The 26,649-nt window shown below is 65.2% G+C and carries 32 protein-coding genes; 13 read left to right on the top strand and 19 right to left on the bottom strand.

The features are described 5' to 3' along the window. The first annotated feature begins 78 nt into the window (after positions 1-78). Positions 79-798 (top strand): Crp/Fnr family transcriptional regulator, encoded by a 720-nt coding sequence (locus I6F33_RS06605; RefSeq protein ID WP_036022715.1) that lies wholly within the window; start codon positions 79-81, stop codon positions 796-798. A 10-nt stretch (positions 799-808) separates the two neighbouring features. Here I6F33_RS06605 and I6F33_RS06600 read toward each other — a convergent pair whose 3' ends face one another. Beyond that, positions 809-1,546, bottom strand: coding sequence for a Crp/Fnr family transcriptional regulator (locus I6F33_RS06600; protein WP_036022714.1), 738 nt, complete (start codon positions 1,544-1,546; stop codon positions 809-811). 155 nt (positions 1,547-1,701) lie between these two features. Between I6F33_RS06600 and I6F33_RS06595 the strand changes: the two genes are divergently transcribed. Together I6F33_RS06595 and I6F33_RS06590 are read left to right on the top strand one after the other, a co-directional pair. Beyond that, positions 1,702-1,941, top strand: coding sequence for a hypothetical protein (locus I6F33_RS06595; protein ID WP_036000675.1), 240 nt, complete (start codon positions 1,702-1,704; stop codon positions 1,939-1,941). 17 nt (positions 1,942-1,958) lie between these two features. Beyond that, positions 1,959-2,660 (top strand): Crp/Fnr family transcriptional regulator, encoded by a 702-nt coding sequence (locus I6F33_RS06590; protein WP_225141631.1) that lies wholly within the window; start codon positions 1,959-1,961, stop codon positions 2,658-2,660. On the opposite strand, the gene I6F33_RS06585 is transcribed toward I6F33_RS06590, so the two are convergent. From I6F33_RS06585 to I6F33_RS06575, 3 genes are all read right to left on the bottom strand, one after another. Next, positions 2,648-3,259, bottom strand: a complete 612-nt coding sequence (locus I6F33_RS06585; RefSeq protein ID WP_036034021.1) for a cupin — start codon at positions 3,257-3,259, stop codon at positions 2,648-2,650. The genes I6F33_RS06590 and I6F33_RS06585 overlap by 13 nt on opposite strands. 115 nt (positions 3,260-3,374) lie before the next feature. After that, positions 3,375-3,860: an SRPBCC family protein gene (locus I6F33_RS06580; RefSeq protein ID WP_225141629.1), complete on the bottom strand. Its 486-nt coding sequence runs from the start codon at positions 3,858-3,860 to the stop codon at positions 3,375-3,377. Then, positions 3,857-4,174, bottom strand: coding sequence for a helix-turn-helix transcriptional regulator (locus I6F33_RS06575; RefSeq protein WP_036000689.1), 318 nt, complete (start codon positions 4,172-4,174; stop codon positions 3,857-3,859). Before I6F33_RS06575 ends, I6F33_RS06580 begins: the two co-directional genes overlap by 4 nt. A 268-nt stretch (positions 4,175-4,442) precedes the next feature. On the opposite strand from I6F33_RS06575, the gene I6F33_RS06570 reads away from it, so the two are divergent. After that, positions 4,443-5,645, top strand: coding sequence for a hypothetical protein (locus I6F33_RS06570; protein ID WP_225141628.1), 1,203 nt, complete (start codon positions 4,443-4,445; stop codon positions 5,643-5,645). On the opposite strand, the gene gmk is transcribed toward I6F33_RS06570, so the two are convergent. From gmk to I6F33_RS06525, 9 genes are all read right to left on the bottom strand, one after another. Continuing rightward, the gene (gmk, locus tag I6F33_RS06565) at positions 5,578-6,237 is read right to left on the bottom strand and encodes a guanylate kinase (protein ID WP_036000695.1); all 660 of its coding nucleotides are present in this window, start codon (positions 6,235-6,237) and stop codon (positions 5,578-5,580) included. The two genes, I6F33_RS06570 and gmk, sit on opposite strands and share 68 nt — an antisense overlap. A gap of 3 nt (positions 6,238-6,240) precedes the next feature. Beyond that, on the bottom strand, positions 6,241-7,128 hold the full coding sequence (locus tag I6F33_RS06560) for a YicC/YloC family endoribonuclease (protein WP_109144007.1): 888 nt from the start codon (positions 7,126-7,128) through the stop codon (positions 6,241-6,243). Positions 7,129-7,245: 117 nt separating this feature from the next. Then, on the bottom strand, positions 7,246-8,529 hold the full coding sequence (gene mltG, locus I6F33_RS06555) for an endolytic transglycosylase MltG (protein ID WP_036000702.1): 1,284 nt from the start codon (positions 8,527-8,529) through the stop codon (positions 7,246-7,248). 127 nt (positions 8,530-8,656) lie between these two features. Continuing rightward, the gene (fabF, locus tag I6F33_RS06550) at positions 8,657-9,922 is read right to left on the bottom strand and encodes a beta-ketoacyl-ACP synthase II (protein WP_109144009.1); all 1,266 of its coding nucleotides are present in this window, start codon (positions 9,920-9,922) and stop codon (positions 8,657-8,659) included. Positions 9,923-10,030: 108 nt separating this feature from the next. Further along, positions 10,031-10,270: an acyl carrier protein gene (locus tag I6F33_RS06545; RefSeq protein WP_008551805.1), complete on the bottom strand. Its 240-nt coding sequence runs from the start codon at positions 10,268-10,270 to the stop codon at positions 10,031-10,033. 312 nt (positions 10,271-10,582) lie between these two features. After that, the gene (gene fabG, locus I6F33_RS06540; protein ID WP_025035827.1) at positions 10,583-11,320 is read right to left on the bottom strand and encodes a 3-oxoacyl-[acyl-carrier-protein] reductase; all 738 of its coding nucleotides are present in this window, start codon (positions 11,318-11,320) and stop codon (positions 10,583-10,585) included. Positions 11,321-11,332: 12 nt separating this feature from the next. Further along, on the bottom strand, positions 11,333-12,292 hold the full coding sequence (gene fabD / locus I6F33_RS06535) for an ACP S-malonyltransferase (protein ID WP_109144010.1): 960 nt from the start codon (positions 12,290-12,292) through the stop codon (positions 11,333-11,335). A 188-nt stretch (positions 12,293-12,480) separates the two neighbouring features. Then, complete coding sequence (locus I6F33_RS06530) at positions 12,481-13,506, bottom strand: fatty acid desaturase family protein (protein WP_036034039.1); 1,026 nt, start codon at positions 13,504-13,506, stop codon at positions 12,481-12,483. A gap of 3 nt (positions 13,507-13,509) precedes the next feature. Then, entirely contained in the window at positions 13,510-14,214 is a 705-nt protein-coding gene (locus I6F33_RS06525) for a TetR/AcrR family transcriptional regulator C-terminal domain-containing protein (protein WP_036000718.1), read from the bottom strand. Between the two features lie 349 nt (positions 14,215-14,563). Here I6F33_RS06525 and rpsF point away from each other — a divergent pair, with 349 nt between their 5' ends. The 4 genes from rpsF to rplI all read left to right on the top strand — a co-directional run bounded on the left by rpsF (position 14,564) and on the right by rplI (position 17,039). Next, positions 14,564-15,031 carry a 30S ribosomal protein S6 gene (gene rpsF, locus I6F33_RS06520; protein WP_025035823.1) on the top strand — a complete coding sequence of 156 codons (468 nt, stop codon included), beginning with the start codon at positions 14,564-14,566 and terminating at the stop codon, positions 15,029-15,031. Positions 15,032-15,036: 5 nt separating this feature from the next. Beyond that, the gene (gene rpsR / locus I6F33_RS06515; protein WP_007592020.1) at positions 15,037-15,276 is read left to right on the top strand and encodes a 30S ribosomal protein S18; all 240 of its coding nucleotides are present in this window, start codon (positions 15,037-15,039) and stop codon (positions 15,274-15,276) included. 134 nt (positions 15,277-15,410) lie between these two features. Next, positions 15,411-16,388: a DUF2232 domain-containing protein gene (locus I6F33_RS06510; RefSeq protein ID WP_057028958.1), complete on the top strand. Its 978-nt coding sequence runs from the start codon at positions 15,411-15,413 to the stop codon at positions 16,386-16,388. A 51-nt stretch (positions 16,389-16,439) separates the two neighbouring features. Then, positions 16,440-17,039: a 50S ribosomal protein L9 gene (rplI, locus tag I6F33_RS06505; protein ID WP_036000730.1), complete on the top strand. Its 600-nt coding sequence runs from the start codon at positions 16,440-16,442 to the stop codon at positions 17,037-17,039. 75 nt (positions 17,040-17,114) lie between these two features. On the opposite strand, the gene I6F33_RS06500 is transcribed toward rplI, so the two are convergent. The 3 genes from I6F33_RS06500 to I6F33_RS06490 form a co-directional block, all read right to left on the bottom strand. Beyond that, entirely contained in the window at positions 17,115-17,582 is a 468-nt protein-coding gene (locus I6F33_RS06500; RefSeq protein ID WP_036000734.1) for a PaaI family thioesterase, read from the bottom strand. Positions 17,583-17,593: 11 nt separating this feature from the next. Continuing rightward, positions 17,594-18,190 carry a TetR/AcrR family transcriptional regulator gene (locus I6F33_RS06495; RefSeq protein ID WP_225141626.1) on the bottom strand — a complete coding sequence of 199 codons (597 nt, stop codon included), beginning with the start codon at positions 18,188-18,190 and terminating at the stop codon, positions 17,594-17,596. Positions 18,191-18,301: 111 nt separating this feature from the next. After that, positions 18,302-19,150: a hypothetical protein gene (locus I6F33_RS06490; RefSeq protein ID WP_225141624.1), complete on the bottom strand. Its 849-nt coding sequence runs from the start codon at positions 19,148-19,150 to the stop codon at positions 18,302-18,304. Between the two features lie 274 nt (positions 19,151-19,424). Between I6F33_RS06490 and I6F33_RS06485 the strand changes: the two genes are divergently transcribed. After that, a complete protein-coding gene (locus I6F33_RS06485; RefSeq protein WP_225141622.1) occupies positions 19,425-20,675 on the top strand; it encodes a cyclopropane-fatty-acyl-phospholipid synthase family protein in 1,251 nt (416 codons plus the stop codon). Between the two features lie 9 nt (positions 20,676-20,684). On the opposite strand, the gene I6F33_RS06480 is transcribed toward I6F33_RS06485, so the two are convergent. Next, complete coding sequence (locus I6F33_RS06480; protein ID WP_225112255.1) at positions 20,685-20,996, bottom strand: hypothetical protein; 312 nt, start codon at positions 20,994-20,996, stop codon at positions 20,685-20,687. Positions 20,997-21,441: 445 nt separating this feature from the next. Here I6F33_RS06480 and I6F33_RS06475 point away from each other — a divergent pair, with 445 nt between their 5' ends. After that, entirely contained in the window at positions 21,442-22,947 is a 1,506-nt protein-coding gene (locus I6F33_RS06475; protein ID WP_036000744.1) for a replicative DNA helicase, read from the top strand. Positions 22,948-23,001: 54 nt separating this feature from the next. After that, positions 23,002-24,279, top strand: a complete 1,278-nt coding sequence (alr, locus tag I6F33_RS06470; RefSeq protein WP_225126012.1) for an alanine racemase — start codon at positions 23,002-23,004, stop codon at positions 24,277-24,279. An 11-nt stretch (positions 24,280-24,290) separates the two neighbouring features. Here alr and I6F33_RS06465 read toward each other — a convergent pair whose 3' ends face one another. After that, positions 24,291-24,506: a cysteine rich repeat-containing protein gene (locus I6F33_RS06465; RefSeq protein WP_036000751.1), complete on the bottom strand. Its 216-nt coding sequence runs from the start codon at positions 24,504-24,506 to the stop codon at positions 24,291-24,293. A gap of 39 nt (positions 24,507-24,545) precedes the next feature. On the opposite strand from I6F33_RS06465, the gene I6F33_RS06460 reads away from it, so the two are divergent. Then, positions 24,546-25,316, top strand: a complete 771-nt coding sequence (locus I6F33_RS06460) for an exodeoxyribonuclease III (protein ID WP_225141620.1) — start codon at positions 24,546-24,548, stop codon at positions 25,314-25,316. Between the two features lie 175 nt (positions 25,317-25,491). Here the strand turns inward: I6F33_RS06460 and I6F33_RS06455 are convergent, their stop codons facing one another. Next, positions 25,492-26,268, bottom strand: coding sequence for a potassium channel family protein (locus I6F33_RS06455; protein ID WP_225142037.1), 777 nt, complete (start codon positions 26,266-26,268; stop codon positions 25,492-25,494). A 138-nt stretch (positions 26,269-26,406) separates the two neighbouring features. Here I6F33_RS06455 and I6F33_RS06450 point away from each other — a divergent pair, with 138 nt between their 5' ends. Then, complete coding sequence (locus I6F33_RS06450; RefSeq protein WP_141697612.1) at positions 26,407-26,607, top strand: hypothetical protein; 201 nt, start codon at positions 26,407-26,409, stop codon at positions 26,605-26,607. The last annotated feature ends 42 nt before the right edge of the window (positions 26,608-26,649 follow it).

The following is a 26,649-nucleotide window of genomic DNA, read 5'->3' as shown; positions in this document are numbered from 1 at the left end:
TTTGGAACCGTCGGTTCCGCCGCGGAAACGTAGGTTTGCCGCTGGCGCCGATTCCCGGCCCGCCCAAGAGAACGCAATGTGACCGGTCGGCCCAAGAACGATCTGCTCCGGCAGCTCAATCATCAGGATTTCGAACTGCTCGCGCCTCACCTCCAGCCGATCGACGTCGGGGCGAGTCAGGTCCTGCATCACGCCGGCGACGACATTGCCGCGGTGCATTTTCCATGCGGTCCCGCGCTGGTGTCGTTCGCCGTGCCGGTCGAGGACGATCGCGAGGTCGAAAGCCTGCTGGTCGGGCGCGAGGGCGCGGTCGGCATCGCCGCCGGCCCCAGCCCTTCGCTCGCCTATTCGCGCATGGTCGTGAAGTTTGGCGGCACCCTGGTGCGGCTGCCGTTGCGCGCGCTCGAGCAGGCGCAGCAGAGATCGGCGACGCTCCAGGAGGCCTTCGCGCGCTATGCCGACTGCCAGTTCGCGCAGCTCTTGCAGACTGCGGCTTGCAACGCTGCGCATTCGATCGAGCAGCGGGCCGCCAAGTGGATCATGTCCGCGCAGGAACATATCGGCGGAGCCGAGATTCCTCTCACCCACGAGCAGCTCGCCGGCATGCTGGGCGTCTCCCGCAGCTATGCCAGCCGCGTCATCCAGATGTTCAAGGCGCGGCGCATCCTCGCGACCCGCCGCGGCGCCATCCTGATCCTCGACGCAGCAGCGCTCGAAGCGAGAGCCTGCTGCTGTAACGATTGGGTGAAGAAGCATTTCCACGAGGTGCGCGGTGGAGCGGCACCCGCGGAGGGTTGATGCCTCCGCCTCACGCATGCGGCGGCGACTGCCGCTTCAGATGCAGATAGGTCGGACTGAAATCGCCGAGCCGCTGCAGCTCGCGCCATTTCAGCACGACCAGCTCGCCATCACGAAGATCCATCGCGCCGCTGCGCCTGAGATCGGCGAGCGTCCGGTTCACCGTCGCGATCGCCATGCCGAGCGTCTCGCCGAGTTGCGTGAGACTGATCGGCATGCGGCAACGATTGCCGCGCACCAGCTGCGCCGCGCGGGCGCGGTAAAACAGCTCGCAAAACAAGTGCGCCATGCGGGTCTGCATCGGCCGGGCACTGTTGTTGGTGATGGCCTCGCGAAAGATCGCGGCATCGCGCAGCGTCTCGCGCCAGACCGCGAGGGCGAAGGTCGGCCGCCGCCGGAACGCGATGAACAATTCGCGGTGCGGGATGAACGCCACCGACGCCGGCCCGAGCGCACTGAGCCCGTGATCCATCTGGTCGATGAACAACCCCTGCGCATCCGGAAGGTCGCCGGTGAGATGGAACGCCAGATATTGCCGCCGCCCGCTGCCGAGCAGGTGATAGCGGGCAACCATGCCGGAGACGACCAAAGCGGAATGCTCGGGCTCGTCGCCTTGACGGATGAAATCCTCATTGGGTGCGAAATCGCGCAGCATGAAGGTCAACGCGCGAATCTCGCCCATATCCTCCTCTGCGAGCCCGGTGTGCTCGCCGAGGTTCCGTATCAGCACGTCGTGAGCCTTTTCCATGGAGCCGCCAAAAATCGCGCCGGTTCTATCAAATGATACGTCCGGCTTGCGTTCAGCGGACTAGAACGCAGATCGGAAGCACAGGTTGCTAACCGGCTTGCGACGCATCGATCGCAGCCACCCCATTCCCCCCATTCGGACCAGCCGGCCTTAACATGAAAAGCACCACTCTCCTGGAGCGCATCCGGCGCCTGTTCGCATCCGATGCCGGCGAGCATCTGGACAGCATCAGCGACGCCTTGCTGAAGGGAACGCTGAGGGAGCCGGTCCGGCCGATGTCGGATCAGGAGCTCGCTCGCGCGATCCGCGAGTTCCGCTCCGTGCCGGTTTCCGACTGGACGCTTGCGAAACTGTCGCGTCGCCTGGCCGAGGCGTCCGTGCCGCGGGACGGCTGAAGCTGCACGCGAGGCCCATGCCACATCCGAAATTCATCGTCCGTCTGCAGACGATCGAAGGCCTGTCCGAGGACGAGCGCCGCCAGATCGCGGGCTTGCCGTCCACGCTGCGCCAGGTCGCGGATGGCGAGATCGTGCTGCGCCAAGGCGAGGCCGCGAGCCGCTGCGTCTTCGTCGTCAGCGGCTTTCTCTACCAGTCGCGCATCGTCGGCGATCGCAGCCAGACCCTCGCCTTCCATGTTCCCGGCGACATGCCATGCCTGCACACGCTGCTGGTCTCGCCGATGGACGCGGATCTCGTGGGGCTCGGCCCGACCATCGTCGGCACCGTCGCCCACAGTCAGCTCCGCCAGCTGCTCGACAGCTCGATCCACCTGACCCGCGCCTTCTGGCGCGAGACGCTGATCGACGCGGCCATCTCGCGGCAATGGATCGCCCGCCTCGGCGCGCAGGCGGCGCTGCCCAAGGTCGCGCACCTCATCTGCGAGCTCGCCGCAAGGCTGGAGATCGTCGGCCTCGTCAAGCGCAACTGCTTCCAGATGCCAATGACGCAACGCCACGTCGCGGACGCCTGTGGCCTGTCCATCGTCCACGTCAACCGCACCATCCAGGAGCTGAGGCATCGCGGGTTAATCGCCTGGGACGGCAGCGAGATCGAGCTGCTGCAGCCCGACGAGCTGCGCAGACTTGCGGATTTCACGCCTGATTATCTGAGCTGAGCGGACCGCCACGCGGCGAGCAGCGGTCCGCCGCTCCCCAGCACGGGATCCATCTTCGGCTTGCGGACCTTGGCGATGCGCTTGACCGCGTCGGGACGCTGGCGTGTGTCGGTGCACTCGTCATAGGTGCCGTCCTGCGGGTAGGCGCCGACGACCATAAAGTCCCGGCTGGATTCGATCAGCCGGTGGCCGGTGCCCGCGGGCAGGACCAGCACGTCCCCGGCTTTCAGTTTCAGGATGCGGCCCTTGATCCCGCCGCACTCGATCCTCGCCGTGCCGCGCGCCACGCCCATCACTTCATGGATCTGGGAATGATAGTGGACGAAGTCGTACACGGTGTCGCGCCACGACCGGCCCCAGCCATTGGTGTCGAACAGCGTATCGATGACGACCTCGGGCGGAAAGCGCCGACCGTTCAGCTTCACCGCGCCGCGATAGAGCAGCGCCGGGAAGCGCGGATGGTTCGGCACGATGCCGTCATCGCGAAAGTGCATGGCCGTGGGCTTGCGGGCCCGTACCAGCCCCCGCAGCGTCGCTGCATCGGGCTGCTCCTCTACCAGCTTCTTGGCGAAGTTCTTGATCTGATCCTTGACCGGCATGACGTCTCCTCAGCCGCGAAATAACGGCTGCGGAGGTGAGAAGTTTCCGGGCCCGATCGGAGCAAGGCCCGACAGGGCCTCTCCTCGTCATGACGCGGCGTCGGAAGGAAGCGCGTCAACGCTTGGCGGCAATCAGTTCGGCAAACTGCCGCAGACAGAGCGGCCAACCCTGATCGCTGTCAACGCCGCTGCGGACGCCTTCCCAGCCCTCGCCATGCCGATCGAGGCGACGGTGCTCCAGCTCCAAGCGGGTCCGGCTTGGTGTCTCCGCAATGAACCGGACCTCCCATTCACTCGTCTTGGCGGGATCGGTCTCGATTTGCCAGCGCGGGCTGATGTCCCAGCTCAAGAGGACTCGATTGGGTGGTTCGAACGCCAACACGCGCGCCCAGCGGCATTCGCTGCCGTCGATCCCCCGATCATAAATGCTTCCGCCCACCCGAGGTTCGAATACGGTCTCTGCGATGGGAACGGCGAGCAGATTGTGCTCGCGCGGCTTGAAGCTGCCGAAGTCTTCGGTGAAGACCTTGAACGCGCGCTCGATCGGCGCCTCGACGACGATGGAATGTTTGACGGGCGCAATCGATACACGTGTGTTCATCTGGATCCCTCCGATGGTTTTTCGACGGCTAGTTTGTAAGCGGCCAACGTGTCGCTCCAGAACCGGTCGAGCCAGGCTCGCATCTGGCCGAGTCCCGCCGGATCGACGTAATAGACGTTGCTGGCGCCCTTCGGCTCTGCACGAACCAAGCGGGATTCGCGCAGCACCTTGAGATGCTGTGAGACGGCCGACTGGGACACGGGCAGCTGTCGCGTGATCTCGGCGACCGTGCGTGGCCGTGCACCGACAAGCTCGAAGATCCGCCTGCGGGTGGGATCGCCGAGTGCGGCCAGTTGTGCGCTGTCTTTAGCCATAGACACTCCCCGCCCCATGCCACGCTTGTTCGACCTGTCATAAGTTACTACTAATGATTAGTACTGACTTATGATCGTGTCAACCGACTCAGGTTGTGGCGTGGAACTCTGATCGTGACGTTCGGAGAGTCTCATCCGGGGGCGGAACGAACGTCGCGCAGGCCCGATTCAAGCCACATCCTCTCCGGATTTGCGGCTCATTGCCACCCAAGTCTTTGACGAGAAGGGGCTCGTTGAGAGTTGCGTCATGCGTAACCGGGAGACCAGGATGGGCAACCGCGCCGCAAAGTTCATTTCGACCCTCGTCGCCAGCATCCTCGCGGGCGCGCCATTGGCCGCGGTATCGCAGAACGCGCCGACGCCATCGAGCACGGCCGCCGCGGCGCCCGACTGCCTGGCTTCGCCGAAGGATGCCACGCCGCAGGGCCAGCACTGGTACTACCGCCTCGATCGCACGACGAAGCGCAAGTGCTGGTATCTGCGCGCCGCAGGCGGCAAAGCCGCACAGACCGCGCAGGCGACGACCGATACATCCGAGCCGGATGCAGCACCGCCGCAGGCCGTGCAGAACGCGCGCGCGGAATATATCGCGCCGCAGACGAGTGCCGCAGCGGGCACGCCGAACATGGCCGCGCCCGCGCCGGCTGCAGCGAATGCACCCGCGGTCGCGCCGCAGCCGCCGAGCAGCGTCGCCGAAACCAACGCGCAGCAGCCGGCCGTGACCGCGCGCTGGCCCGAGGCCTCCACAGCGTCCACCGCGCCAGCGCATCAGCCGGCGGAAACCACGGTTGCAGCAGCCGCGCAGCCAAACGCGAAGCTGTCAAAATCCCCTGCTCCGCTCCCGCCCGCGGCCGATGGCACGACTGACAAGTCCGGCGGTTCGCTGCAGATGCTGATGCTTGTGATCGGCGGTGCGCTGGCGCTCGCCGGCATCCTCGCCAGCGTCATCTACCGCTTCGCCGGCGGACGCGTCCGCGCCAGGGCCGCCGACCGCCGCGGGCATTGGGACGATTGGGCGCCGCAGGACCATGACGGAAGCCACGCGCCCTGGCGCGATTCACCGCCGGCCGCCGCCCAGCCGCCCCGCCCGATCGACTTCGATGCGGCACGTCCGCAACCGACAAGACAAGTGACGAAACTCGCCGCGATCGGCCGCGAGATCGAGCTGATCGACGCGCGCAGGCAACGTGCCGTCGCTCCGGCCGCAAAACCGGTCGAGTCCGGAAGCGACAAGGTCGAGACCAAGTTGTTCGATCGGGCTGCTGCACCCAAGCTTGCCGCCAACGAAATTGAGGCGGATCGCGATGACGCGCCGGCAGGTCGGGATACCGATGCCGTCGATGTCGACGCGATCACGACGATGCTGGAGCAGCTGGCGAAGGAAGGGCCGCGCCTGTCGCGGCCTAACCTTGAAGCTGACCTTGCAAACTTCGCACGAAGCCTACGAGGCCAATCCGCCGCTCGCGCTTGAGACGCTCGGCCTTCAGGATCGACTGCACCTCGGCGAAGGCTTCGTCGACCGCGTGGTTGATCACGATGTAGTCGTACTCGGCCCAGTGACTCATCTCGTCGCTGGCGCGGCTCATGCGCTTGCGGATCACCTCGTCGGAATCCTGCGCGCGCGAATGCAGGCGCTTCTCGAGGTCGGCGGCCGAGGGCGGCAGGATGAAGACGCTGACGACATCGGCGCGCGCCTTCTGTTTCAATTGCTGGGTGCCCTGCCAGTCGATGTCGAACAGCACATCCTGGCCGGCCGACAACGCCGCATCCACGGGGCCGCGCGGCGTACCATAGCTGTTGTCGAACACCGTCGCCCATTCCAGCAGTTCGTCGGCCTTCACCATGGCATCGAACGTCGCCTTATCGACAAACGTATAGTCCTTGCCGTTGACCTCGCCCGGCCGCATCGCGCGCGTGGTCGCAGAAACCGACATTTTCAAGCCCGGCATCCGGTCGATCAGCATGCGCGACAGCGTCGTCTTGCCCGCGCCTGATGGCGAGGACAGCACGAACATCAATCCGCGCCGCTCGACACCGTCAGTTCCGTGACCGCCCGTCGTCATCGATCACTCCAGATTCTGCACCTGCTCGCGGAACTGCTCGACCACGTTCTTCATGGCGAGGCCCGTGTTGGTCAACTCGATGTCGTTCGACTTCGAGCAGCAGGTGTTGACCTCGCGGTGAAACTCCTGCGCCAGGAAATCCAGCTTGCGCCCGATCGGGCCGCCCTTGCCGATCAGCTCGCGCGCCTGCGCGATGTGGGAGGCGATGCGGTCGAGCTCCTCGCGGATGTCGGCCTTGGTCGCGATCAGGATCGCCTCCTGCATCAGGCGGTCGGAGTCGAAACGGTCGGAGGTGTCGAGCAGCGCTGCGATCTGCTCAGCGAGCTTCGCCTTGATCGCCTCCGGCTTGCGGCCGGGCGCGGCCTCCGCTCTCTTCGCCAGCTGCTCGATCTCGTCGACGCGCTGGGTCAGGATCTGCCCAAGCGAAGTGCCCTCGCGCTTGCGCATCGCAACGAGCTCGTCGAGCGCCTTGTCGAAGGCCTCGGCGGCAGCAGTGCGCGCTGCCTTGTCCTCCTCCTCGTCGCCCTCGGGCTCGGCGACCTCGACGACGCCCTTGATGGCGAGCAGGCCGTCGATGCTCGGCGCCACCGCGTCGACCTTCCCCGAGATCAGCGCGGCGGCCTTCAGCACCGCGTTGAGCACGTCCTCGTTGATGCGGACGGTGGCGGCGGCATTGGTGCGCTTGACGGTGAGATTGGCATAGACGGTGCCGCGCGAGAGCAGCTCGCCCGCGCGCTTCTTGGCATGGGCCTCGAGCTCATCAAACCCCTGCGGCAGCCGCACGCGCAAGTCGAAGCCCTTGGCATTGACCGACTTCAACTCCCATTCGAACGTATACGGCCCGCTTGCGCCGTGGCATCTCGCAAAGCCGGTCATGGACGACAGCGCCATCAGTTCAAATTCTCCAGGAACACGGGATTCGCGAGGCTATCAAGCCACGCGAATCTTAAGACTATTTTGCCGGAAAGTGGAATCGGCAATGTCCGCAAGCCGATCTGCGCGCAAGGCTCAGCGCTGAACCACCGGCGGCGAGCCCTGCACCGCGCCCTGCCGGGCCGGTGGGGGATTGGCTGGAGCAGCCGGGCGTGCTGCCGGCGGCCTCTTCTGCTGATTGGGCCGTGCCGGCGTGGCCGCGGTCGGCGCGTCGGCAGCGCCAGGCGCGGCAACGGCCGGCGGCTGCGCGTCCTCGGGCGGCTCGACCGTGTCGTTCTGGATCTGCTTCTCCATCGCGCGGAGCTTGGCGACGTTCTTCTGGTGCGCGTCGTAGGTTTCGGTGAAGGCATGCCCGCCGGTGCCGTCGGCGACGAAATAGAGGTCGCGGGTGCGGGCCGGGTTGGCGGCAGCTTCGAGCGAGGCGCGGCCCGGATTGGAGATCGGGCCCGGCGGCAGGCCGTCGATCACATAGGTGTTGTAGGGCGAGGGCTGCGTGATCTCGCTGCGTTTGATCGGCCGGCCCAGCGTTCCCTTGCCGCCGACGAGGCCGTAGATGATGGTCGGATCGGACTGCAGCTTGATCCGCTGCTTCAGCCGGTTGACGAACACCGCGGCGACACGGCTGCGCTCGTCCGCCTTGCCGGTTTCCTTCTCGATGATGGACGCCAGCGTGACCAGCTGCTCCGGCGTCTTGACTGGAATGTCCTGATTGCGGCGCTCCCAGATCTCCGACAGCACACGCTTGTGCGCCTGCTGCATGCGCTGGACCACCTGCTCGCGCGGGGTGCCGCGCGGGAATTTGTAGGTCTCCGGGAGCAGCGTGCCTTCGCGCGGCAGCTCGCGCACGCTGCCGGTGAAGATGTCGTTGTCGGACAGCCGCGCCACGATCTGCTCGGAGGTCAGGCCTTCGGGAATCGTCACGGCGTGCTGCACCACCTTGCCCTCGACGATGGTGCCGATGACGTCGCGCAGCGAGGCGTTCTTCTGGAAGGAATACTCACCCGGCTTGAGGTCCGAGCTCGCCTTCAACGCGGCGACGCTGGCGATGAACACCCAGGGATTGACGTCGGTCACGCCTTCCCGGTTCAGCGTCTCGGCGATGTCGCGCTTGCCCGCACGCTGCGGGATGTTGACGATCTTGTCCTCCTTCAGCGGTCCGGGCGCCTCGAGCACCTGGCGGCCGTAATAATAGACGCCGCCGGCGCCGAGCATGGCGATCAGCAGAAGCGTGATGATGGCGTTGCCGACGACGACGAACGGATTGCGCGCGCGGTCCGACCGCTTGGGCGGCGGCGGAAGTTGCTCGGGCTCGAGCGCGGCCCGCGGACTCCGGGGTGAAATGGGCGGCCTTTCACTCATCGAAACAACCTGAATCCTGCCGGTTCAATAGCGGCCCGACAATCGCTTGCCCTGCCAAAAACGCACGCGCCCACGTCCATGACTATCGCCGAATACGGCAAAACGGTGGATTCGTCTCAAACACAAACTAACTGACTAGGCGCCGGACGATCACCGACGCATTGGTACCGCCAAAACCAAAAGAGTTCGACAACGCGACGTTGACCTCACGCTGCTTCGACTTGTGCGGCACGAGATCGATCGCGGTCTCGACCGACGGATTGTCGAGATTGATCGTCGGCGGCACGACATTATCGCGAATCGCCAGAATCGCGAAAATCGCTTCGATCGCACCGGCCGCGCCGAGCAGATGGCCGGTCGACGACTTGGTCGAGGACATCGCGACCTTGGAGGCGGCGTTGCCGAGCAGACGCTCGACCGCGCCGAGCTCGATCTCGTCGCCGAGCGGCGTCGAGGTCCCGTGCGCATTGATGTAATCGAGATCGGACGGCGTCAACCCGGCACGCTTGAGCGCGGCCGACATGCTGCGGAAACCGCCATCGCCGTCGGGCGACGGCGAGGTGATGTGATAGGCATCACCCGACAGACCATAGCCGATCACCTCGGCATAGATCTTCGCGCCGCGCCGCCTGGCGTGCTCCAGCTCCTCCAGCACGAGGACGCCGGCGCCCTCGCCCATCACGAAGCCGTCGCGGTCTTTATCGTAGGGACGCGAGGCCTTTTCGGGAGTCTCGTTGAAACCGGTCGACAGCGCGCGCGCGGCGTTGAAGCCGGCAATGCCGATGCGGCTGATCGGCGACTCGGCGCCGCCCGCGACCATCACGTCGGCATCGCCCAGCGCGATCAGGCGGGCGGCATCGCCAACCGCATGCGCGCCGGTCGAGCATGCCGTGACCACCGAATGGTTCGGCCCCTTCAGCCCGTGCGCGATCGAGACGTAGCCGGAGGCGAGATTGATCAAGCGGCCGGGAATGAAGAACGGCGACACCCGGCGCGGCCCGCGCTCCTTCAGCAGGATCGCGGTATCGGCGATGCCGTTGAGGCCGCCGATGCCGGAGCCGATCATGGTGCCGGTCGCGCATTTGTCCTCTTCGGTCTCGGGATGCCAGTTGGCGTCGTCGAGCGCCTGACCGGCCGCGGCCATGCCGAAGATGATGAAGTCGTCGACCTTGCGCTGGTCCTTCGGCTCCATCCACTTGTCCGGATTGAAGCTGTCGTTCGAGCCGTCGCCGCGCACGACCGTGCAGGCGATCTTGGTCTGCAGATCGGAGACATCGAAGCTCTCGATCCTGCGCGCACCGCTTTCGCCGTTGAGGATGCGCTTCCAGGTCGGCTCGACGCCACAGCCGAGTGGCGAGACCATGCCGAGACCCGTGACGACAACCCGCCTCATATCCGAAAACTCCGCATCGAAAGAATCACGGCCAATAACAAGAAACCGGCTGACCGCTGCGAAGCGGCCCGTCCGGTTTCAATGTTGTCCCCGCGAAATTGAAGAGCCTTAGCTCTTCGCGTTCTTCTCGAGAAACTTCGTAGCGTCGCCGACGGTGAGAATCGTTTCCGCAGCGTCGTCCGGAATCTCGCAACCGAATTCCTCTTCGAACGCCATCACCAGCTCGACGGTATCCAGACTGTCGGCGCCGAGGTCGTCGATGAAGCTCGCGTTGTCGACAACCTTCTCGGGTTCAACACCAAGGTGTTCGACCACGATCTTCTTAACCCGCTCGCCAATGTCACTCATTGCTTAACCTCGTGTTGTTCCCTGTAGACCCGACCCCCCGGGACGATACGAGCCGTCGTGGTCGTTTGACTGCCTTCGCTTACGAACTTTGATTTGGCCCATCCTAACCGATGGAGGCCCCGGCGAACGACGGCCAAAGGCTCCGCATCGCCAATATACAGGGTTTCAAAAACCTGCAATGGCGTTCTTTGCCCATCCGTTGGAGGTCCGGTTATCATACTTCAATTGCCTTGACTACAAGCCTCATTTCGCTCCGGAAACGGCCGTTTGCCGCATGCCGCACCGCCGTGACAGGCGACGCGGCACGAGATGTCAGATCATGGCCATGCCGCCGTTGACGTGGATGGTCTGCCCGGTGACGTAGGCTGCTTCGTTCGAGCTCAGATAGACGGCGGCCGCTGCGATGTCCTCGGGCGTCCCCAGGCGGGCGGCCGGAACCTTGGTGAGAATCGTTTCGCGCTGCTTGTCGTTGAGCGCATCGGTCATCGGCGTCTTGATGAAGCCCGGCGCGATGCAGTTCGCGGTCACGCCACGCTTGGCGTATTCGGCCCCTAACGTCTTGATCATGCCGATCAGGCCGGCTTTCGACGCCGTATAATTGCCCTGCCCGGGATTGCCGGTGACGCCGACCACCGAGGTGATGGCGACGATGCGGCCGAAGCGCTTGCGCATCATCAGCTTGGTCGCGGCGCGCGCCAGGCGGAAGGTCGCGGTCAGATTGACGTTGATAACCTCGTCCCAGTCCTCGTCGCGAAGCTGCACGAAGAGATTGTCGCGCGTGATGCCGGCATTGGCGATGAGAATGTCGACCTGGCCCATCGCCGCTTCCGCAGCGGGCACCAGCGCCTCGACCTCATCGGCCTTGGAGAGATTGCAGGGCAGCACGTGGGCGCGCTCGCCGAGCTTGCCGGCAAGCTCGTCCAGCACCTCCTTGCGCGTCCCTGAAATGGCGACGGTGGCGCCCTGCGCGTGCAGCGCCTGCGCGATCGCGCCGCCAATGCCGCCGGTCGCGCCGGTGACGAGCGCCTTTCGGCCAGTCAGATCGAACATTGATGGACTCCTTTAAGCCTGCTTCGCAGCGGCCAATGCATCCTTGGCGGCGGCAATATCGTTCGGGCCGCCGACCGCAATGCCGACGGCACCGTCCGCGATACGCTTGACGAGACCGGTCAGCACCTTGCCGGCGCCGATCTCGAAGAAGCGGGTGACGCCCTGCCCGGCCATGTAAGCCACCGACTCGCGCCAGCGCACCGTGCCGGTGACCTGCTCGACCAGGCGGCGGCGGATCTCGTCGGGATCGGTGATGGCGCTCGCCAGCACGTTCGACACCAGCGGGGCGGCCGGCGCCTTGATCGTGACTTTCGACAGCGCTTCCGCCATGGCATCCGCAGCCGGCTGCATCAACTTGCAATGGAACGGGGCGGACACCGGCAGCAGCATCGCGCGCTTGGCGCCCTTGGCCTTGGCGATCTCGACGGCGCGATCGACCGCAGCCTTGTCGCCGGAGACGACGACCTGGCCGCCGCCATTGTCGTTGGCGGCCTGGCAGACCTGCCCCTGCGCCGCCTCGCCCGCGACCTCCATGGCGGCCTCGTAGTCGAGACCGAGCAGCGCGGCCATCGCGCCGGCGCCGACCGGGACCGCCTTTTGCATTGCGAGACCGCGGGTGCGAAGCAGACGCGCGGTATCCGAAACCGTCAGGCTGCCGGCCGCCGCGAGCGCCGAATATTCACCGAGCGAGTGGCCCGCGACGAAGGCCGCGTCTCGTCCCACGGAAAAACCAGCCTCGGCCTCGAGCACGCGCAAGGTCGCGATAGACACGGCCATCAGCGCCGGCTGGGCGTTCTCGGTGAGTTGGAGAGTTTCGGCCGGACCTTCCCAGATGATGGCCGTCAGCTTCTCCCCGAGCGCGGCATCGACCTCGTCGAATACGGCGCGCGCCACCGGAAAGGCGTCGGCCAGGGCCTTGCCCATGCCGACAGCCTGGGAACCCTGCCCAGGAAATGTGAATGCAGCCGTCATCGGCGCTCCCTGCTGTCAGGCATGATCCCTGTTCTGAACCGGCAGCCGATTTACGCCCGGCCTTAGGCCGTGGTTCCTTGGGCCATGGTTCCGGATCATGCTCCAAAGGGGGCCGTAGACACCGTCCGGGGCCGCACTGTCAAGCCGAGACGGGAACTTGGAGCAGCATTCAACGGGGAATAAGCCCCTCAAAACCCGCCGGCGGTCTGGTTGGCATCGACGTCCGCTCCTGCCCTCGCGCGGCGCGCACTGTTCACCAGTTGCCCCGGCCGATCCTCGCGGTTCGGCTTTGCCGTGGCCAGCCGCAGCACCGAAGCGTAGTTCGGCTGCACTTCCATGCGATCGGCGTACCGGCTCGCACTCAGCAGCCGGTGCACCTTCGGCAGATTGTAGCAGGGCACGTAGAACAACAGATGATGCTCGAGGTGATAGTTCACGTAATACGGCGCGATGAACAGGCGCTCGAGAAAATTGGCATGCGTCGTGCGCGTGTTGCGCAAGGGGTCGCTGCTATCGGGGACGACGGCGTGCTCGGCGATATTGCGGATGCGGGTGATGACCATCATCCACGTCAAGAGCGGCACCAGCCAGAGCAGCGGATAGGCCCACCACACGCCGGCCGCGGCGAGCGCGGCAAACATGATCCCGTTGACCACACATTGCGGGCCGAGCATCTCCCAGAAATGCGCTGCACGTTGCCGCCATGACCAGTCCTTTGGCCCGAGCGCGTTGAGCAACTGCGCCTTGCGCTGCTGGTAGCCGGTCTGCCCGGTGATGTCGCGGATGAACTTGCGGCGATAGCTCAACTTGGTGATCGGAAACGGCGCCGACAGCACGAGGTCGGGGTCGTCCTCCTGCTGGGTGCGCGCATGGTGCTGAAGATGATAGCGCCGGTAGCTGCGCGTCTCCGCAAACAGCGGATAGGCGCAGAACCACTGGCTCAGCGTCAGATTGGTTTTCTCGTCGGCGGACAGGCAACCATGTGCGCCGTCATGCATCAGGATCGCAAGGCCGAGCTGGCGCGAGCCGATGATGGCGACGGCGAAGATATAGGTGAGCGGATTGGGCCACCACGCGACCAGCGCGATGGCTGCAATGATCAGCGTCCAGGCGTGCGCGATCAGCGCAGCGCCTTTCCACGTCGCGCGCTGGCGCACCTCGGCCAATTGATCGTCGGTCAGGAAATCGCGGGCACGCATGCGAAGCGCGGTCATGGCCTAACCCTTTCCATTGGAATTGTCGGATGCCTCGCGCGCCTCGACGAGACGCAGGCGGGCGGTGTCTTCAGTGGATTTCGCCTGCTCGCCCAGCACGCGCAGCATCTCGGCGCAGAGCGCCTCGGGCGAGCGGCCCATCGCGTAGCCCTCGAGAATGACGCCGATGGCGACGGCCCAGAACCGCCGCGAGCTTTCGTCGGGCGCGCGCAGCGAGCGCCAGCCGTGCCGCGCGACCTGCCCCGCATAAGCGCGCGTACCCTCGCTGTGCAGGCGCTCGATGGTGCGCTCCACCAGCGGCGCGAGATCCTGGCGACGCCGCGTCAGCGTCAGCGCCTCGGCGAAGAAGGCGACCGAATCGCTCGCCGTCACGGTCTCGGCCAGCGCATGGGTGTATTCCCCGGGAGTCCGCGCCTTCAGCGCCGCCTGCTCGGTGGCCCGCGCCAGATACAACAGATCGCGGCAGGCGCATTCGACAAACAGCGCCTCCTTGGTGCGGAAGTAATAGGTGATCTGGCTCGGGAACGCGTCCGCGGCGGCCGCGATGTCGGTAATCGACGTGCCTGACAGCCCCCGCTCCCGAAACAGCGGGCTCGCAGCATCCAGGAGCAGTGACCGCATCTTGCGGCCGGCCGAGCGCGTCGCGCGCGCGGCGTGCTTGGGGTCGCCTGCCGCTTCGAGCGGCGCATCGGCCGACGCTTCTGCCATGGGATCCTCTTCGCTGATTTATTTGTATGTTATACAAACAAATAGATCAAGCCGAATCTTGGTATTGAAGGATGGGGTTCTTGTTCCCGTTGGAGGGGCGGACCGCTCGGCTTGAAAATGCCCCTCCACCTTGCAAAGCCGGCCAAAATCCGTATAAGGCGCCCATCCGCAGACCCCGGCCGGGAGCTGAACGGACGGTCTCAGCAAATCATTCGTGATTTTGGTGTGGCAGGGCCAGTCGGCCCGTCGTCCCGTGTTTCCGCCTTCTGAGCTTGATCCCAGAGTCCTTTCCGAAGGCCTCTTAAGGGTTTGACGCCGGGCGATGCGCCAACATGAGGAAAGGACGACCATGCCTCTTTACGAGCATGTTTTTCTCGCGCGTCAGGACGCGAGCCCGCAGCAGGTCGAAGAGCTGACTGCGCAGATGACCGGTATCGTCGAAGGTCTCGGCGGCAAGATCACCAAGACCGAGAATTGGGGCGTGCGCTCCCTCACCTACCGCATGAACAAGAACCGCAAGGCGCACTTCGTGCTGCTCAACATCGACGCGCCGTCCGCGGCGATCGCCGAGATCGAGCGCCAGGAGCGCATCAGCGAAGACGTGATCCGCTATCTCAGCGTCCGCGTCGAGGAGCTCGAGGAAGGCCCGTCCGCGATGATGCGCAAGGCCGATCGCGACCGCGAGCGTGACGATCGCGGCGGTGGCTTCCGCGGCGAGCGTGAAGGCGGCTTCCGTGGCGACCGCGAGGGCGGTTTCCGCGGTGATCGCGGTCCGCGCCGTCCGCGCGATGAAGCTGAAACCACGGATGGGGAGTAAGAATCATGGCTGAAGCTGGTGCACGCCGCCCGTTTTTCCGTCGTCGCAAGAGCTGCCCGTTCACGGGCGCCAATGCTCCGAAGATCGACTACAAGGACTCCAAGCTGCTGATGCGTTACGTCTCCGAGCGCGGCAAGATCGTGCCGAGCCGCATTACCGCGGTGTCCGCGAAGAAGCAGCGTGAGCTCGCCCGCGCCATCAAGCGCGCGCGCTTCCTGGGCCTCCTGCCCTACGTCATTCGCTGATACGACCAATTCGACCGGCGGCGGCTAGCGCCGCCGGTCGCGACTTTTCGAACTCATAAGGCTTCCGGGTCGTCCGGTCGCCGATGGTTGGGGCAAGCGACGCCTCTAACCGCTCGAAGGGAGCGGGACAGCTGATGATGGCCTTTGGACTGATAGCCCTGATCGCCGGCGCTGCGTCGGCCCTGATGTTCGCCTCGATCATCTCGGGGGCGCTGATCGCGCTCGTCCTGTTCTATCTCGCTCCGCTCCCCCTGATGGTCGCCGCGATCGGCTGGGGCCCGCTTTGCGCGAGCATTGGTGGCATCGCCGCTGCGATCGGCCTCGGCGCCCTGTTCGGCCTGCCCTACTGCATCGCCTTCGCCGTCACCGTCGCGTTGCCGGCGTGGTGGCTCGGCCATCTCGTCCTGCTCGGACGTCAGGTGGGAAGCGCCGCGTCTGCCACCGGCACAGCGCCCTCCGCGGAGCCGGAGGTCGAGTGGTACCCGGTCGGCCGCATCCTGCTCTGGATTGCAGGCTTCGCGACGCTGACCACAATGGCCGCTTTGCTCACTCTCGGGACCGACGCGGAGACCATCACCGGCACGTTGCGCCGTGGCCTGACGCGCCTCCTGCGCGCCACCGACCCGCAAACTTCAGGCGAAGCCAGCCAGTTCGTCGACGCGCTGGTGCGCATCGCACCCGCCGCCGCCACGATTGCCGCGACGATGACGCTCACTCTCAACCTCTGGCTCAGCGCCAAGGTGACCGCGACGTCGGGCCGGCTGCGCCGTCCCTGGCCGGACCTCAAGACCACCGAGCTGCCGCAGATGACGCTGGTGGTGCTGTGCATCTCCCTCGCCTTCTGCTTCACCGGGGGGCTGCTTGGCATCGTGGCGCAGATCGCCACCGCCGCGCTGATGATGAGTTATGCGCTGGCCGGTTTCGCCGTATTGCATACGCTGACGCTCGCGCTGAACGGCCGCACGTTCTGGCTCGGCTCGACCTACGCCGCCGTGGTCGTGTTCGGATGGCCCGTGGTCGCGATGGTGATCCTTGGGCTTGCGGATGCCTTGTTTGGCTTGCGCGAACGCTTCCTGCGCAGCCGGCAGCCGCCGCCACTGCCTACACCTTGAGTTCAACCCCGAAACTGAAACCTTCGAGAGCACTTCAAAAGGAGAACGAATATGGAAGTCATTTTGCTGGAACGCGTCAACAAGCTCGGCCAGATGGGCGAAGTCGTGAAGGTTCGCGACGGCTACGCTCGCAATTTCCTGCTCAAGCGCGGCAAGGCGCTGCGCGCCACCGCCGACAACCGGGCCAAGTATGACGGCATGAAGGCCGAGCTCGAAGCGCGCAACCTCGCCTCGAAGGCCGAGGCGTCCAAGGTCGCCGAGAAGATCGAGGGCAAGAACATCATCGTGATCCGCCAGGCCTCGGAAGCCGGCCAGCTGTTCGGCTCGGTCAACGTGCGTGACATCGTGCTCGCGTTCGAAGCCGACGGCGTTTCGCTCGCCCGTCCGCAGATCCAGCTCGACGCGCCGATCAAGACCATCGGCAAGCACTCGATCACCGTTGCCGTTCATCCCGAAGTCGAGGTCGAGATCACCGTCACGGTTGCCCGCAGCCAGGACGAGGCCGAGCGCATCAACCGCGGCGAGGACATCTCGACCCGCAATGAGGATCGCGATGCGGCCGCCGAGGCGATCGCCGCCGCCGGCGAGTTCTTCGATCCGGAAGCCCAGCACGACGAGGTCGCGCCGGCGCCGGCTGCGGAAGAGAAGTAAGCAGCTCAACTCGTCATTCCGGGACGGTCCGCAAGACCAGACCCGGATGACGATCCCGATCAAAGCCCGGCTGCCTCACGCGGCCGGGCTTTTCGTTTTGGCAGCGACGTCCTCGCTCAGCATCGCGATCGAGGCCAGCGCGGTGGCCGTATGCTTCTCGACGCCGTCGCTGACGCAGAACACGTCGGCGGCGACCACCGCGACCTGGCGGCCCGGCTTGATCACCCGGGCGCGGCAGATCAGCTTCTCGCCGACCGCGGGCGACAACAGATTGAGCTTGTATTCCGCCGTCAGCGCCGGCTGGCCGCGCGACGTGGCGGCTGCGATCGTGGTGGCGTTGTCGACCAGGAAGGCGGTGACGCCGCCGTGGAAGAAGCCGTGCTGCTGTAATAGCTCCGGCCGGCGCTCCACGGCGATGGTGCAAGTGCCGCGCGACAATTCGGAGAGCTCGGCGCCGACCAGGTTCATGAAACCCTGCCGGCCGATATTGGCGTGGATGCGCTCGGCAATCGGCGCAAATTCCGGATCAGCTTCGGCCCGCATGCGATCTCCCCTTATTGCTTGTTGATGCGATCGAACGGCCTCAGCGCACGATTGGCGCAGGCGATCAGCGTGTCCGCCTCGATGCGCGGATCGGTGCGCTCGCGACCCGACAGATAAGCGCGGCAGAAGATCTGCGCCGGACCGATCAGCTGGCTGACGAACATCACCGGCGTCATCGGCAGAAGTTCGCCGCTTGCCACCAGCGGCGCGCGCCAGCGCTCAATGCCTTCGGCAAGCCGCGCATTCTGCGCCCGCTGGGCGTCGCGCACGTCTTCGCCCCACTCGCTGCGCGAGATCTCGAAGAGGTAGCGCGCCTCGCGCCGGCTGTTGACGACCCAGTCGAGATGCGCCCGGATCAGGCGATCGATGCCCTGCTCGGCGTCGGGGCCGGGATCGAGCGCGGCCAGTATCGCGGCGTGATAGTGCCGCAGGACCTCCAGAAACAACGCACCGGCAAGTTCTTTCTTCGAACCGAAGACGTGGAAGAAGCTGCCGTTGGAAGCCCGCGCGCGGGTGCGGATCGCGGCCACCGTCGCGGCTTCGAAGCCGACGCGGTCGAACACGGCAAGGCCGGCCGCCAACAGATCGTCTCGTACGCTCGCCGTCATGGGCGCCTCCTAGAGCAATACTCTAGAGTACTACTCTAATGGCGGTCAAGACGATGTGAAGGCGGCGGATGGGCGCGGCCTTCGCATCGTCGATCGAAAGATCCGGATGACTTAGCGCGAGATCGGCGGCACCGGCGGACCGGAGGACGCAGGCGGCGCCGGCGGCGGCGGGGCTGCAGCGGTCGCGGGCGGCGCCTGTTCCAGCGGCTTAGCCGCGGGGGCCGGCTCGGCAGGTTTCGGAGCAGCCTCTTCCACCGGCTTGGGCGCGGCCGGCTCAGCGGGCTTGGCGGCGGCTGGAGCGGCCGGCGTCACCTGCGGGATCGGATCGGGCCGCGGCGCCGGCGTCTCGCTGCGCGGCTCGACCTTGGCGCTGTCAGGCTTGACGGGCTCCGGCTTCGGCTCGGTCTTCTTGTCGTCGGTCGCCGGCGCCGCGGCATCGACCTTCGGGGCTTCCTCCGTGCCGGGCTTGGCGCGCCGCTTGCCTTTGCGTGCCTCGGGCGCAGCCTCTCCCTCCGGCTTGGCACCCTCCTCGGCCGGCCGCGCCGCACGCTTCTGGCGCGTACCCTCGGCGGCAGGAGCAGCGCCCTCGCCCTCCGGCCTCGCGGCATCCTGCGCGCGCTGGCGTCGACCCTGTTGTTCAGGCGCGGCGCCGTCCTTCTTGGCGTCCTTGGCCTGATAGCGCGTGTCGGTGGCACCGTTCGAGATCAGATAGGCGGAGAGGACGCCCGCCATATCCGAACTCGTCGTGTAGTGCTGGCGCAGGAATCCCGGCAGCGAGCCGGGCGACACGGACTTTAGCAGCCCGCGCGGGCTCTTGTGGCAGACATTGCAGGTCTGCGAGAACAGCTGCGACGGGGTCTTGCCAGCCTCGAGGTTCGTCGCCTGCGCAAGAACGGAATTAGCCGCACCGAAGCCAATCAGAAGCAACACCGTCGCGAGGCTGAGCGCTCGGCTCGACATTCCCATCATCTCCGTTGAATTTCCGCAAATGCAGCCGGCATCCGGCGCGGCGGCGGTCACCTTTTAACCGATTGAGCCGCGAATGGAAGCAGGTCCGCGCGCAAGGATGTGATTAAGCGGTTTTCGAATATCTACTTTGAACACAGTGCAATAGCGCAGCCGGAACCGGCTCGCTAGATTTGAATGCAAACGCATAGGAACCGCTGCGGCGCCTGGGCGTCAGTTATAAAGGCCGGGTAGTCGCATCTTTCGGGTTCGCTCGAGAGGATTGCCGATGGACCGATTGTTGCGTCGATTTCTGTCCCAATTCATCCGCCGCGGGTCGTTGACGGTGACCAGCGCGAGCGGGTCGAAGTTCACCGTCGGCGACGTCTCCGGCGAGCCGGTCGCAGTCCGCTTCGTCACCGCCGACTCCGAGCGGAGGGTCCTCGTCAATCCCGAGCTGGGGCTGGGCGAGGCCTACATGAACGGCGAGTTCGTGGTCGAGCGCGGCACCATAGCTGATGCCCTCGCGATCCTGCTCGATCAACCCGACCCATTGCCGCAGTGGGCAAAGCCGTGGTGGCACCTGCGCTACCTGACGCGGCACCTCAAGCAGTTCAATCCCCGCCCGCGCTCCCGTCAAAACGTCGCTCATCATTACGATCTCGACGGCCGGCTCTATTCGCTGTTTCTCGATGCCGACAAGCAATATAGCTGCGCCTATTTCGAGACGCCCGAGATGTCGCTGGACGACGCGCAGCTTGCCAAGAAGCGGCATATCGCGGCGAAGCTTCTCGTCAGCAATGGCCAGCGCGTGCTCGACATCGGCTCCGGCTGGGGTGGCCTCGGGCTCTATCTCGCCGAGATCGCGAGCGCCGACGTCACCGGCATCACGCTGTCGACCGAGCAGCTGGAGGTCGCCAATGCGCGCGCCGCCGAAAAGGGCCTGACGGGCTCGGCCAGATTCCAGCTCCAGGATTATCGCGACGTCGAAGGTACGTTCGACCGCATCGTCTCCGTCGGCATGTTCGAGCATGTCGGGGCGAGGTTCTACGACGCCTACTTCCAGCGCTGCGCCGAGCTGCTGAAGGAAGACGGCGTCATGCTGCTGCATTCGATCGGCCGTTCGCAGGGCCCGGATTCGACCAATCCCTGGATCGCCAAATACATCTTCCCCGGCGGCTACATCCCCGCGCTCTCGGAAGTGCTGCCGGCGATCGAGCGAGCGGGCCTGCTGGTCTGCGACATCGAGATTCTACGCCTGCACTACGCCGAGACGCTGAAGGCCTGGCGCGAGCGGTTCATGGCGCGGCGCGAGGAAGCCGTGCAGCTCTACGACGAGCGCTTCGCCTTGATGTGGGAATTTTACCTCGCGGCCTGCGAGATGACGTTCCGCAAGCAAGCCATGATGAACTTCCAGATCCAGATCACCCGTCGCCAGGGCGTGGTGCCGATGACCCGCGACTATATCCCGCAGGAAGAAGCCCGGCTGCGGGCCCGGGAGGGCGCGGCCATGCCGAAGCTCAAGCTGGCTGGTGAATAGGTCCGGATCCTAGTGACGCAGGGTCGAAATCCCGGACGTCCGGAAAGACGCCGTTAACGCCAATTGCGCCCGCAATTCCAGCAGGATTTCGGGGGCGACCGGCTGGCGACGTACCTCGGGCCGCTCCGCGTGCTTCATAGCCGCGATCAGCCCCGACAGCCAAAGCCGGCTGCCTGCCTCGCTTCGCCAGTTCTGGTGCTGCCGTTCTGGCTGCATCGCTCGCCTCGTATCCCTGTTGGCGGGGAATGAGATAATCCCCTGCCCATCCGCCTGTTCCGACATGACACCCGAAAGAATCCGGGGAGATGTGATCTGGTTCACAGAAGTCTGGTCGGGCCTGGCTTAGACCGTCGCCATGAGCAAAGAGACCCAAACCTCATTCGACGTGCAGGACGACCTCCGCACCGATTACGCCCTGATCGTCACCGGCGTTGGGGCGGCTCTTGTTGCGCTGGTCTACCTCCTGCTGGTCTGAAGCGTAGCCGAATCGGTCAGCGTGCGTCATTTTGCGCGCCTCTCGGTAGGTCTGCGCGTCAGCCCCCAGGGTTCACGGGTTTCAGGATTTTTCCGCGGCGCGATCACAGCCCTCTGCGCCGGGCGAGCTCCGCCAAAATCCAGTCAAGCGCGGCGCGTGCTGCGACTGCTAATCATCCACCATTTTAACTGAGCGGTTGATAGCGGTCAGCTTTTGCTTCCGCTTTGACCTGCGGCGGCGCTTTATCCCGGCCCCGCATCCGCCCAAGAAAATTGCTAAGCACGTCCGACCATGGCACTGACTGATTCGAACGTTCTCAAACTCGCGCCCGATGCCGGAACTCCCGCCTATCGGAGCGCACCGCACAATATCGAGGCGGAACAGAGCCTTCTGGGCGCAATCCTGGTCAACAACGACGCCTTCTACCGCGTCTCCGACTTCCTGGAGGCGAAGCACTTCTTCGAGCCGCTGCACCAGACCATCTTCGAGACCGCGGGCAGCCTGATCCGGATGGGCAAGATCGCCACCCCGGTCACGCTGAAGACGTTCCTGCCGGCCGATACCGATGTCGGCGGCATGACCATCGGACAATACCTGGCGCGGCTTGCGGCCGAAGCCACCACCATCATCAACGCCCAGGACTATGGCCGCACCATCTACGACCTGTCGCTGCGGCGCGACCTGATCGGCATTGGCGAGGACATGGTCAACGTGGCCTATGACGCGCCGGTCGACTTCCAACCGCGGGCGCAGATCGAGGATGCCGAGCGAAAGCTGTACGAGCTCGCCGAGTCCGGCCGCTACGACGGCGGCTTCCAGAAATTCTCGCAGGCCCTCACCGTCGCGGTCGATCTCGCGGCCAAGGCATTCCAGCGCGACGGCAAGCTGTCGGGCATTTCGACGGGCCTGCGCGACCTCGACACCAAGATGGGCGGTCTGCAGCATTCCGACCTCATCATCGTCGCGGGACGCCCCGGCATGGGCAAGACGTCGCTGGCGACCAACATCGCCTACAACGTCGCGCAGGCCTACGTGCCGGAGCTTCAGGCCGACGGCACCATGAAGGCCGCCAATGGCGGCGTGATCGGCTTCTTCTCCTGCGAAATGTCGGCCGACCAGCTCGCCACGCGTATCGTGGCCGAGCGCACCGGCATTCCCTCCTCCCACATCCGCCGCGGCGGCATCACGGAAGCCGATTTCGAGAAGATCCGGCAGGTCTCGATCGAGCTGCAGTCGCTGCCGTTCTACGTCGACGCCACCGGCGGCCTCTCCATCGCGCAGCTGATGGCGCGCGCGCGCCGACTCAAGCGCCAGAAGGGCCTCGATCTCCTGGTGATCGACTACATCCAGCTGCTCTCGGGCTCGGGCAAGCGCGCCAGCGACAGTCGCGTGCAGGAAATCACGGAGATCACGACCAGCCTGAAGGCGCTGGCCAAGGAGCTCAACGTTCCCGTGATCGCGCTGTCGCAGCTCTCGCGTCAGGTGGAATCGCGCGACGACAAGCGGCCGCAGCTGTCGGACTTGCGCGAATCCGGCTCGATCGAGCAGGACGCCGACGTCGTGCTGTTCGTGTTCCGCGAGGAATATTACCTCGCCATGAAGGAGCCGCGCCCCGGCACCGAAGAGCATGCCAAATGGCAGGCCGACATGGAACGTACCGTGGGGCGCGCCGAAGTCATCATCGGCAAGCAGCGCCACGGTCCGACCGGCACCGTCGAGCTGCACTTCGATGCCTCGGTCACGCGCTTCGGCGACCTCGCGCATGACGGCCAGCTGCCGGACCGCAGCGACTACTAGATTGTTCCCCGGGTTGAACGGGGCCGGTCTCTTGCGTAAAACGACGCCATGACAATGGCGTCCGCCCCGAAATCAATCCCGCAATCCGGCCCACTCTCCCCGGAGGCCAACCAGGCTGCCGCGCTCGCCGCCTTCGGCGGCGTGCTGACCGTCGATCTCGATGCGATCATCGCCAATTGGCGCAAGCTCGAGAAGACCGCGGTGCCGGCCGAATGTTCGGCGGTGATCAAGGCCGACGCCTATGGCTGCGGCGCCGAGCAGGTGTCGCGCGCCCTGAGCAAGGCCGGTTGCAAGACCTTCTTCGTCGCCACCATCGAGGAAGCGCGCAAGGTGCGCGCCGCCGTTCCGGAGCCCACGATCTACGTGCTCGGCGGCTATTTCCAGAACACCGGCGAGCACTACGCCAAGATCAATTGCCGTCCGGTGATCGGCGATCTCAACGAGCTCGCCGAATGGGACGTGTTCTGCCGCCGCACCGGCTGGAACGGGGGCGCCGCTGTTCACATCGACACCGGCATGAACCGGCTCGGGCTGACGCTGTCGGAGGCGCAGGCCATCATCCCCCGCATCAACGCCGGCGATCACGGCATCACGCTGGTGATGAGCCATCTGGTCTCGGCCGAGCAGCTCAACAGCCCGATCAATGCCAGACAGCTCGCGACCTTCCGCAGCATCGCCAGTGAGTTCACAGGCGTGCCGGCGGCGCTCGCCAACTCCTCCGGCATCTTCCTCGGCGCGCCCTTCCAGTTCGACCTGGTGCGCCCGGGAGCTGCGCTCTACGGCGTCAACCCGACGCCGGAGGCCGACAATCCCATGCAGCAGGTCGTCGACCTCAAGGCGCGCATCGTGCAGATCCGCAGCATCGAGCGCGGCGAGACCGTCGGCTATGGCGGCACCTGGACCGCGCGGCGGCCGACGAAACTGGCGATCATCGCGGTCGGCTATGCCGACGGCTATTTCCGCGCCGCCAGCTCCAATGACGGCACCCGCGGCGCCGATGTCATCGTGGCGGGCAAGCGCTGCCCTGTCGCGGGCCGCATCTCCATGGACCTGATCGCGATCGACATCACCGATCTGCCGCCGAACGCGGTGCGGCGCGGCCACATGGTGACGCTGCTCGGCGAAGGCATCACCGTCGACGAGCTCGCGCACCATTTCGGCACGATCGGCTATGAGGTGCTGACCAGCCTCGGCCGCCGCTATGCCCGCGTCTACAAGGGTGGCAATGTCGAGGAGCCGCTGACGAAGCCGGAGCCCGTCTCGAACGCCGGGCAGCCGCCTTCCCCACCGTCGATCGAACAGCCGTCGGCGTTGCCGCCGCTGCCGAGTTAAACCACCCGCACCTACTTCTTCTTCCGGCTGTCCAGCGCCGTCTTGCAGGTGGCGGTGAGCTGGTCGCGCTTGGCGTTGAGGCAGGCGACGATGCCGCCGCCCGGCGCGATGCCGGCGCAGAATTTGTCGTAGTCCGCCTTGCACGCGCCGCGCGTTTCGGCTGACTGTGCCGTGGCCCCGGAGAACGCGACGATGAAGGCGGTAGCGGCAAAGCTCAACTTGGACATTGTATCTCCGGGGACGAAAGGCAGAGCCGGTAGCTCTAGATGAAGATCGCGACATTCAACATCAACAACATCAACCGCCGTCTGCCCAATCTGTTGGCATGGCTGCGAATGGCGAGGCCCGATGTCGTCGCGCTCCAGGAGTTGAAGGCAAGTGATGGCGAATTTCCGGCAGCCGCCATCGAAAGGGCCGGCTATGGCGCGGTGTGGCGTGGACAAAAGACCTGGAACGGCGTCGCCATCCTCGCCCGCAATGCCGAGCCCGTGCTGACGCGCGACCGTTTGCCGGGAAAGCCTGCCGATTTCGAAGCGCGCTACATCGAGGCCGCCGTGCGTGGCGTCATCGTCACCAGCATTTATCTGCCCAACGGCAATCCGCAGCCGGGACCGAAATTCGACTACAAGCTCGACTGGTTCGCGCGGCTGCGGCGCCACGCCAACACCTTCATCAAGCAGGACCTGCCGGTGGTGCTCGCCGGCGACTACAATGTTGCGCCCACCGAGATCGACATCTATCCGACGCGCTCATGGGACAAGGATGCGCTGATCCAGCCGAAGAGCCGCGCAGCCTTTGCCGCGCTGGTCGAGCAAGGCTGGTGCGACGCGATCCGCGAGCTGCATCCGGACGAGCGCATCTACACGTTCTGGGACTACAAGCGGAACCGCTGGCCGCGCGATGCGGGCCTGCGGCTCGACCATCTCCTGCTCAGCCCTGCCCTCGCCCCGCGCCTCGCCAAAGCCGGCGTCGACAAGAAGATCCGCGGCGAGGACGGCGCCAGCGATCACGCGCCGGCGTGGGTGGTATTGCGGTGACCCAAACGCAGTCAGCAGCGGGCCGCCCGATAAAACCTGAAAACAACCCCATGCACAGTAGCTGGCCCCAGTCCGCTCAATGACTTACGGGTAAACCGAAATCAAAGTTGATCCGTCGGGCAAAACACTGGCATGATGTCACCATCGAAGGCGTCCACGTGGCGCCGAGGGCTCTTCAGATCGCCCCTTCATCGGGAATGTTGAGGACGGTGCCGCAAGCCTTGCAATGCACCGCGTCGGAATCGTGCCTCTGGAGCCCGCACGTCGGGCATGGAAACCGCACCTTGTGGGGACTGAGGAGCGCGCGGGCGAGATTGAAGAACAGCGTCACGCCGAAAATCATGATCACGACGGTGATCAGACGACCGAACGTACCCGCCAGCGTGATGTCGCCGAAGCCGGTCGTCGTCAGCGCCGTGACGGTGAAGTACAGGGCATCGGCATAGTTCCGGATCTCGTCGTTGCGAAACTTCTGGGTCTCGTAAACGATCCCGGTCATGACGAAGATGAAAACGGCGAGGTTCGTGACGGCGAAGATGACCTCTTCGTTGCGACGAAAGAACGGGGAATCGATGCGCAGCCTCACAAGCATCTGGTAGTCGCGAAGCAGCCCCAGCGTTCGCAGGATCCGGAGAAAACCGCCCGCCTCGCCGGCAAGCGGCGCCAGGAAGGATACGATCGCAACCATGTCTGCCCACGTCGCGAGCTGGGTGAGTTTTTGAAACGGATGCCGATCGACCAGGAGCCGGGCGGAGAAGTCGGCCAGCAGAATAACGCCGAACAGGACGTCGAGCGTCTCGACGATGTCACTGGGCGGCAGGAACGAGGTCGCAATAATGAACAGCACCGTCACGATATCGAAGATGAGCAGCGCATAACGGAAGCGCACGCCGTCCGGCGTTGCGCCCTCGTAAAGGAGTCGGACGTTGCTTTTGAGAGACGTGAGGGTCACTGCACCATGATCGCGGTTTGCACGGATGTTGGCAACTCGGAGCGTGTGCCGCAACCGACGACGTCTGTATACCTAGAGTGGGCCTCGCGATTAGGAACCCGGACCGCGACGCGGTGTTCAGCTCTCTTTGGGGGCTGAATGCTCAAACCCGACGATTGTCGCAAGCTTGCGGAGCAATATCGAGCGCGCGCGAATGATGCCACATCGGCGAAGCGCCTCGCCAATGTGCTTCTGAGCGTTTCCAACGCCTATCTCGCTCTGGCGAGCCAACTGGAGCTCCTTGCGTCCGTCGAACATCAGGAGCACGCGAGGAGAGCCGGTCGGAACGTTCAAGGCTGAGCCGTCAGACGAAAGATGCAAACCGAGCCGGCGGCGGCGCCA

The organism is Bradyrhizobium sp. BRP20 (assembly GCF_020194215.1).
Taxonomy (GTDB): Bacteria; Pseudomonadota; Alphaproteobacteria; order Rhizobiales; family Xanthobacteraceae; genus Bradyrhizobium; species Bradyrhizobium yuanmingense.
The sequence above is the reverse complement of the archived record's forward strand: the minus strand, read 5'-3'. Positions and strand labels throughout refer to the sequence as shown.

Coding starts and splice junctions, on each gene's coding strand:
- I6F33_RS06600 (WP_036022714.1), bottom strand. CDS start 1,546: ATGGAAAAGGCTCACGACGTGCTGATACGGAACCTCGGCGAGCACACC.
- alr (WP_225126012.1), top strand. CDS start 23,002: ATGGCGTCCGCCCCGAAATCAATCCCGCAATCCGGCCCACTCTCCCCG.
- I6F33_RS06570 (WP_225141628.1), top strand. CDS start 4,443: ATGGGCAACCGCGCCGCAAAGTTCATTTCGACCCTCGTCGCCAGCATC.
- gmk (WP_036000695.1), bottom strand. CDS start 6,237: ATGACGACGGGCGGTCACGGAACTGACGGTGTCGAGCGGCGCGGATTG.
- I6F33_RS06525 (WP_036000718.1), bottom strand. CDS start 14,214: ATGGCAGAAGCGTCGGCCGATGCGCCGCTCGAAGCGGCAGGCGACCCC.
- I6F33_RS06595 (WP_036000675.1), top strand. CDS start 1,702: ATGAAAAGCACCACTCTCCTGGAGCGCATCCGGCGCCTGTTCGCATCC.
- fabG (WP_025035827.1), bottom strand. CDS start 11,320: ATGTTCGATCTGACTGGCCGAAAGGCGCTCGTCACCGGCGCGACCGGC.
- I6F33_RS06530 (WP_036034039.1), bottom strand. CDS start 13,506: ATGACCGCGCTTCGCATGCGTGCCCGCGATTTCCTGACCGACGATCAA.
- I6F33_RS06465 (WP_036000751.1), bottom strand. CDS start 24,506: ATGTCCAAGTTGAGCTTTGCCGCTACCGCCTTCATCGTCGCGTTCTCC.
- rpsR (WP_007592020.1), top strand. CDS start 15,037: ATGGCTGAAGCTGGTGCACGCCGCCCGTTTTTCCGTCGTCGCAAGAGC.
- I6F33_RS06560 (WP_109144007.1), bottom strand. CDS start 7,128: ATGGCGCTGTCGTCCATGACCGGCTTTGCGAGATGCCACGGCGCAAGC.
- I6F33_RS06545 (WP_008551805.1), bottom strand. CDS start 10,270: ATGAGTGACATTGGCGAGCGGGTTAAGAAGATCGTGGTCGAACACCTT.
- I6F33_RS06500 (WP_036000734.1), bottom strand. CDS start 17,582: ATGCGGGCCGAAGCTGATCCGGAATTTGCGCCGATTGCCGAGCGCATC.
- fabF (WP_109144009.1), bottom strand. CDS start 9,922: ATGAGGCGGGTTGTCGTCACGGGTCTCGGCATGGTCTCGCCACTCGGC.
- I6F33_RS06475 (WP_036000744.1), top strand. CDS start 21,442: ATGGCACTGACTGATTCGAACGTTCTCAAACTCGCGCCCGATGCCGGA.
- fabD (WP_109144010.1), bottom strand. CDS start 12,292: ATGACGGCTGCATTCACATTTCCTGGGCAGGGTTCCCAGGCTGTCGGC.
- I6F33_RS06590 (WP_225141631.1), top strand. CDS start 1,959: ATGCCACATCCGAAATTCATCGTCCGTCTGCAGACGATCGAAGGCCTG.
- mltG (WP_036000702.1), bottom strand. CDS start 8,529: ATGAGTGAAAGGCCGCCCATTTCACCCCGGAGTCCGCGGGCCGCGCTC.
- I6F33_RS06460 (WP_225141620.1), top strand. CDS start 24,546: ATGAAGATCGCGACATTCAACATCAACAACATCAACCGCCGTCTGCCC.
- I6F33_RS06485 (WP_225141622.1), top strand. CDS start 19,425: ATGGACCGATTGTTGCGTCGATTTCTGTCCCAATTCATCCGCCGCGGG.
- I6F33_RS06490 (WP_225141624.1), bottom strand. CDS start 19,150: ATGTCGAGCCGAGCGCTCAGCCTCGCGACGGTGTTGCTTCTGATTGGC.
- rplI (WP_036000730.1), top strand. CDS start 16,440: ATGGAAGTCATTTTGCTGGAACGCGTCAACAAGCTCGGCCAGATGGGC.
- I6F33_RS06495 (WP_225141626.1), bottom strand. CDS start 18,190: ATGACGGCGAGCGTACGAGACGATCTGTTGGCGGCCGGCCTTGCCGTG.
- I6F33_RS06580 (WP_225141629.1), bottom strand. CDS start 3,860: ATGAACACACGTGTATCGATTGCGCCCGTCAAACATTCCATCGTCGTC.
- I6F33_RS06450 (WP_141697612.1), top strand. CDS start 26,407: ATGCTCAAACCCGACGATTGTCGCAAGCTTGCGGAGCAATATCGAGCG.
- I6F33_RS06575 (WP_036000689.1), bottom strand. CDS start 4,174: ATGGCTAAAGACAGCGCACAACTGGCCGCACTCGGCGATCCCACCCGC.
- rpsF (WP_025035823.1), top strand. CDS start 14,564: ATGCCTCTTTACGAGCATGTTTTTCTCGCGCGTCAGGACGCGAGCCCG.
- I6F33_RS06585 (WP_036034021.1), bottom strand. CDS start 3,259: ATGCCGGTCAAGGATCAGATCAAGAACTTCGCCAAGAAGCTGGTAGAG.
- I6F33_RS06510 (WP_057028958.1), top strand. CDS start 15,411: ATGATGGCCTTTGGACTGATAGCCCTGATCGCCGGCGCTGCGTCGGCC.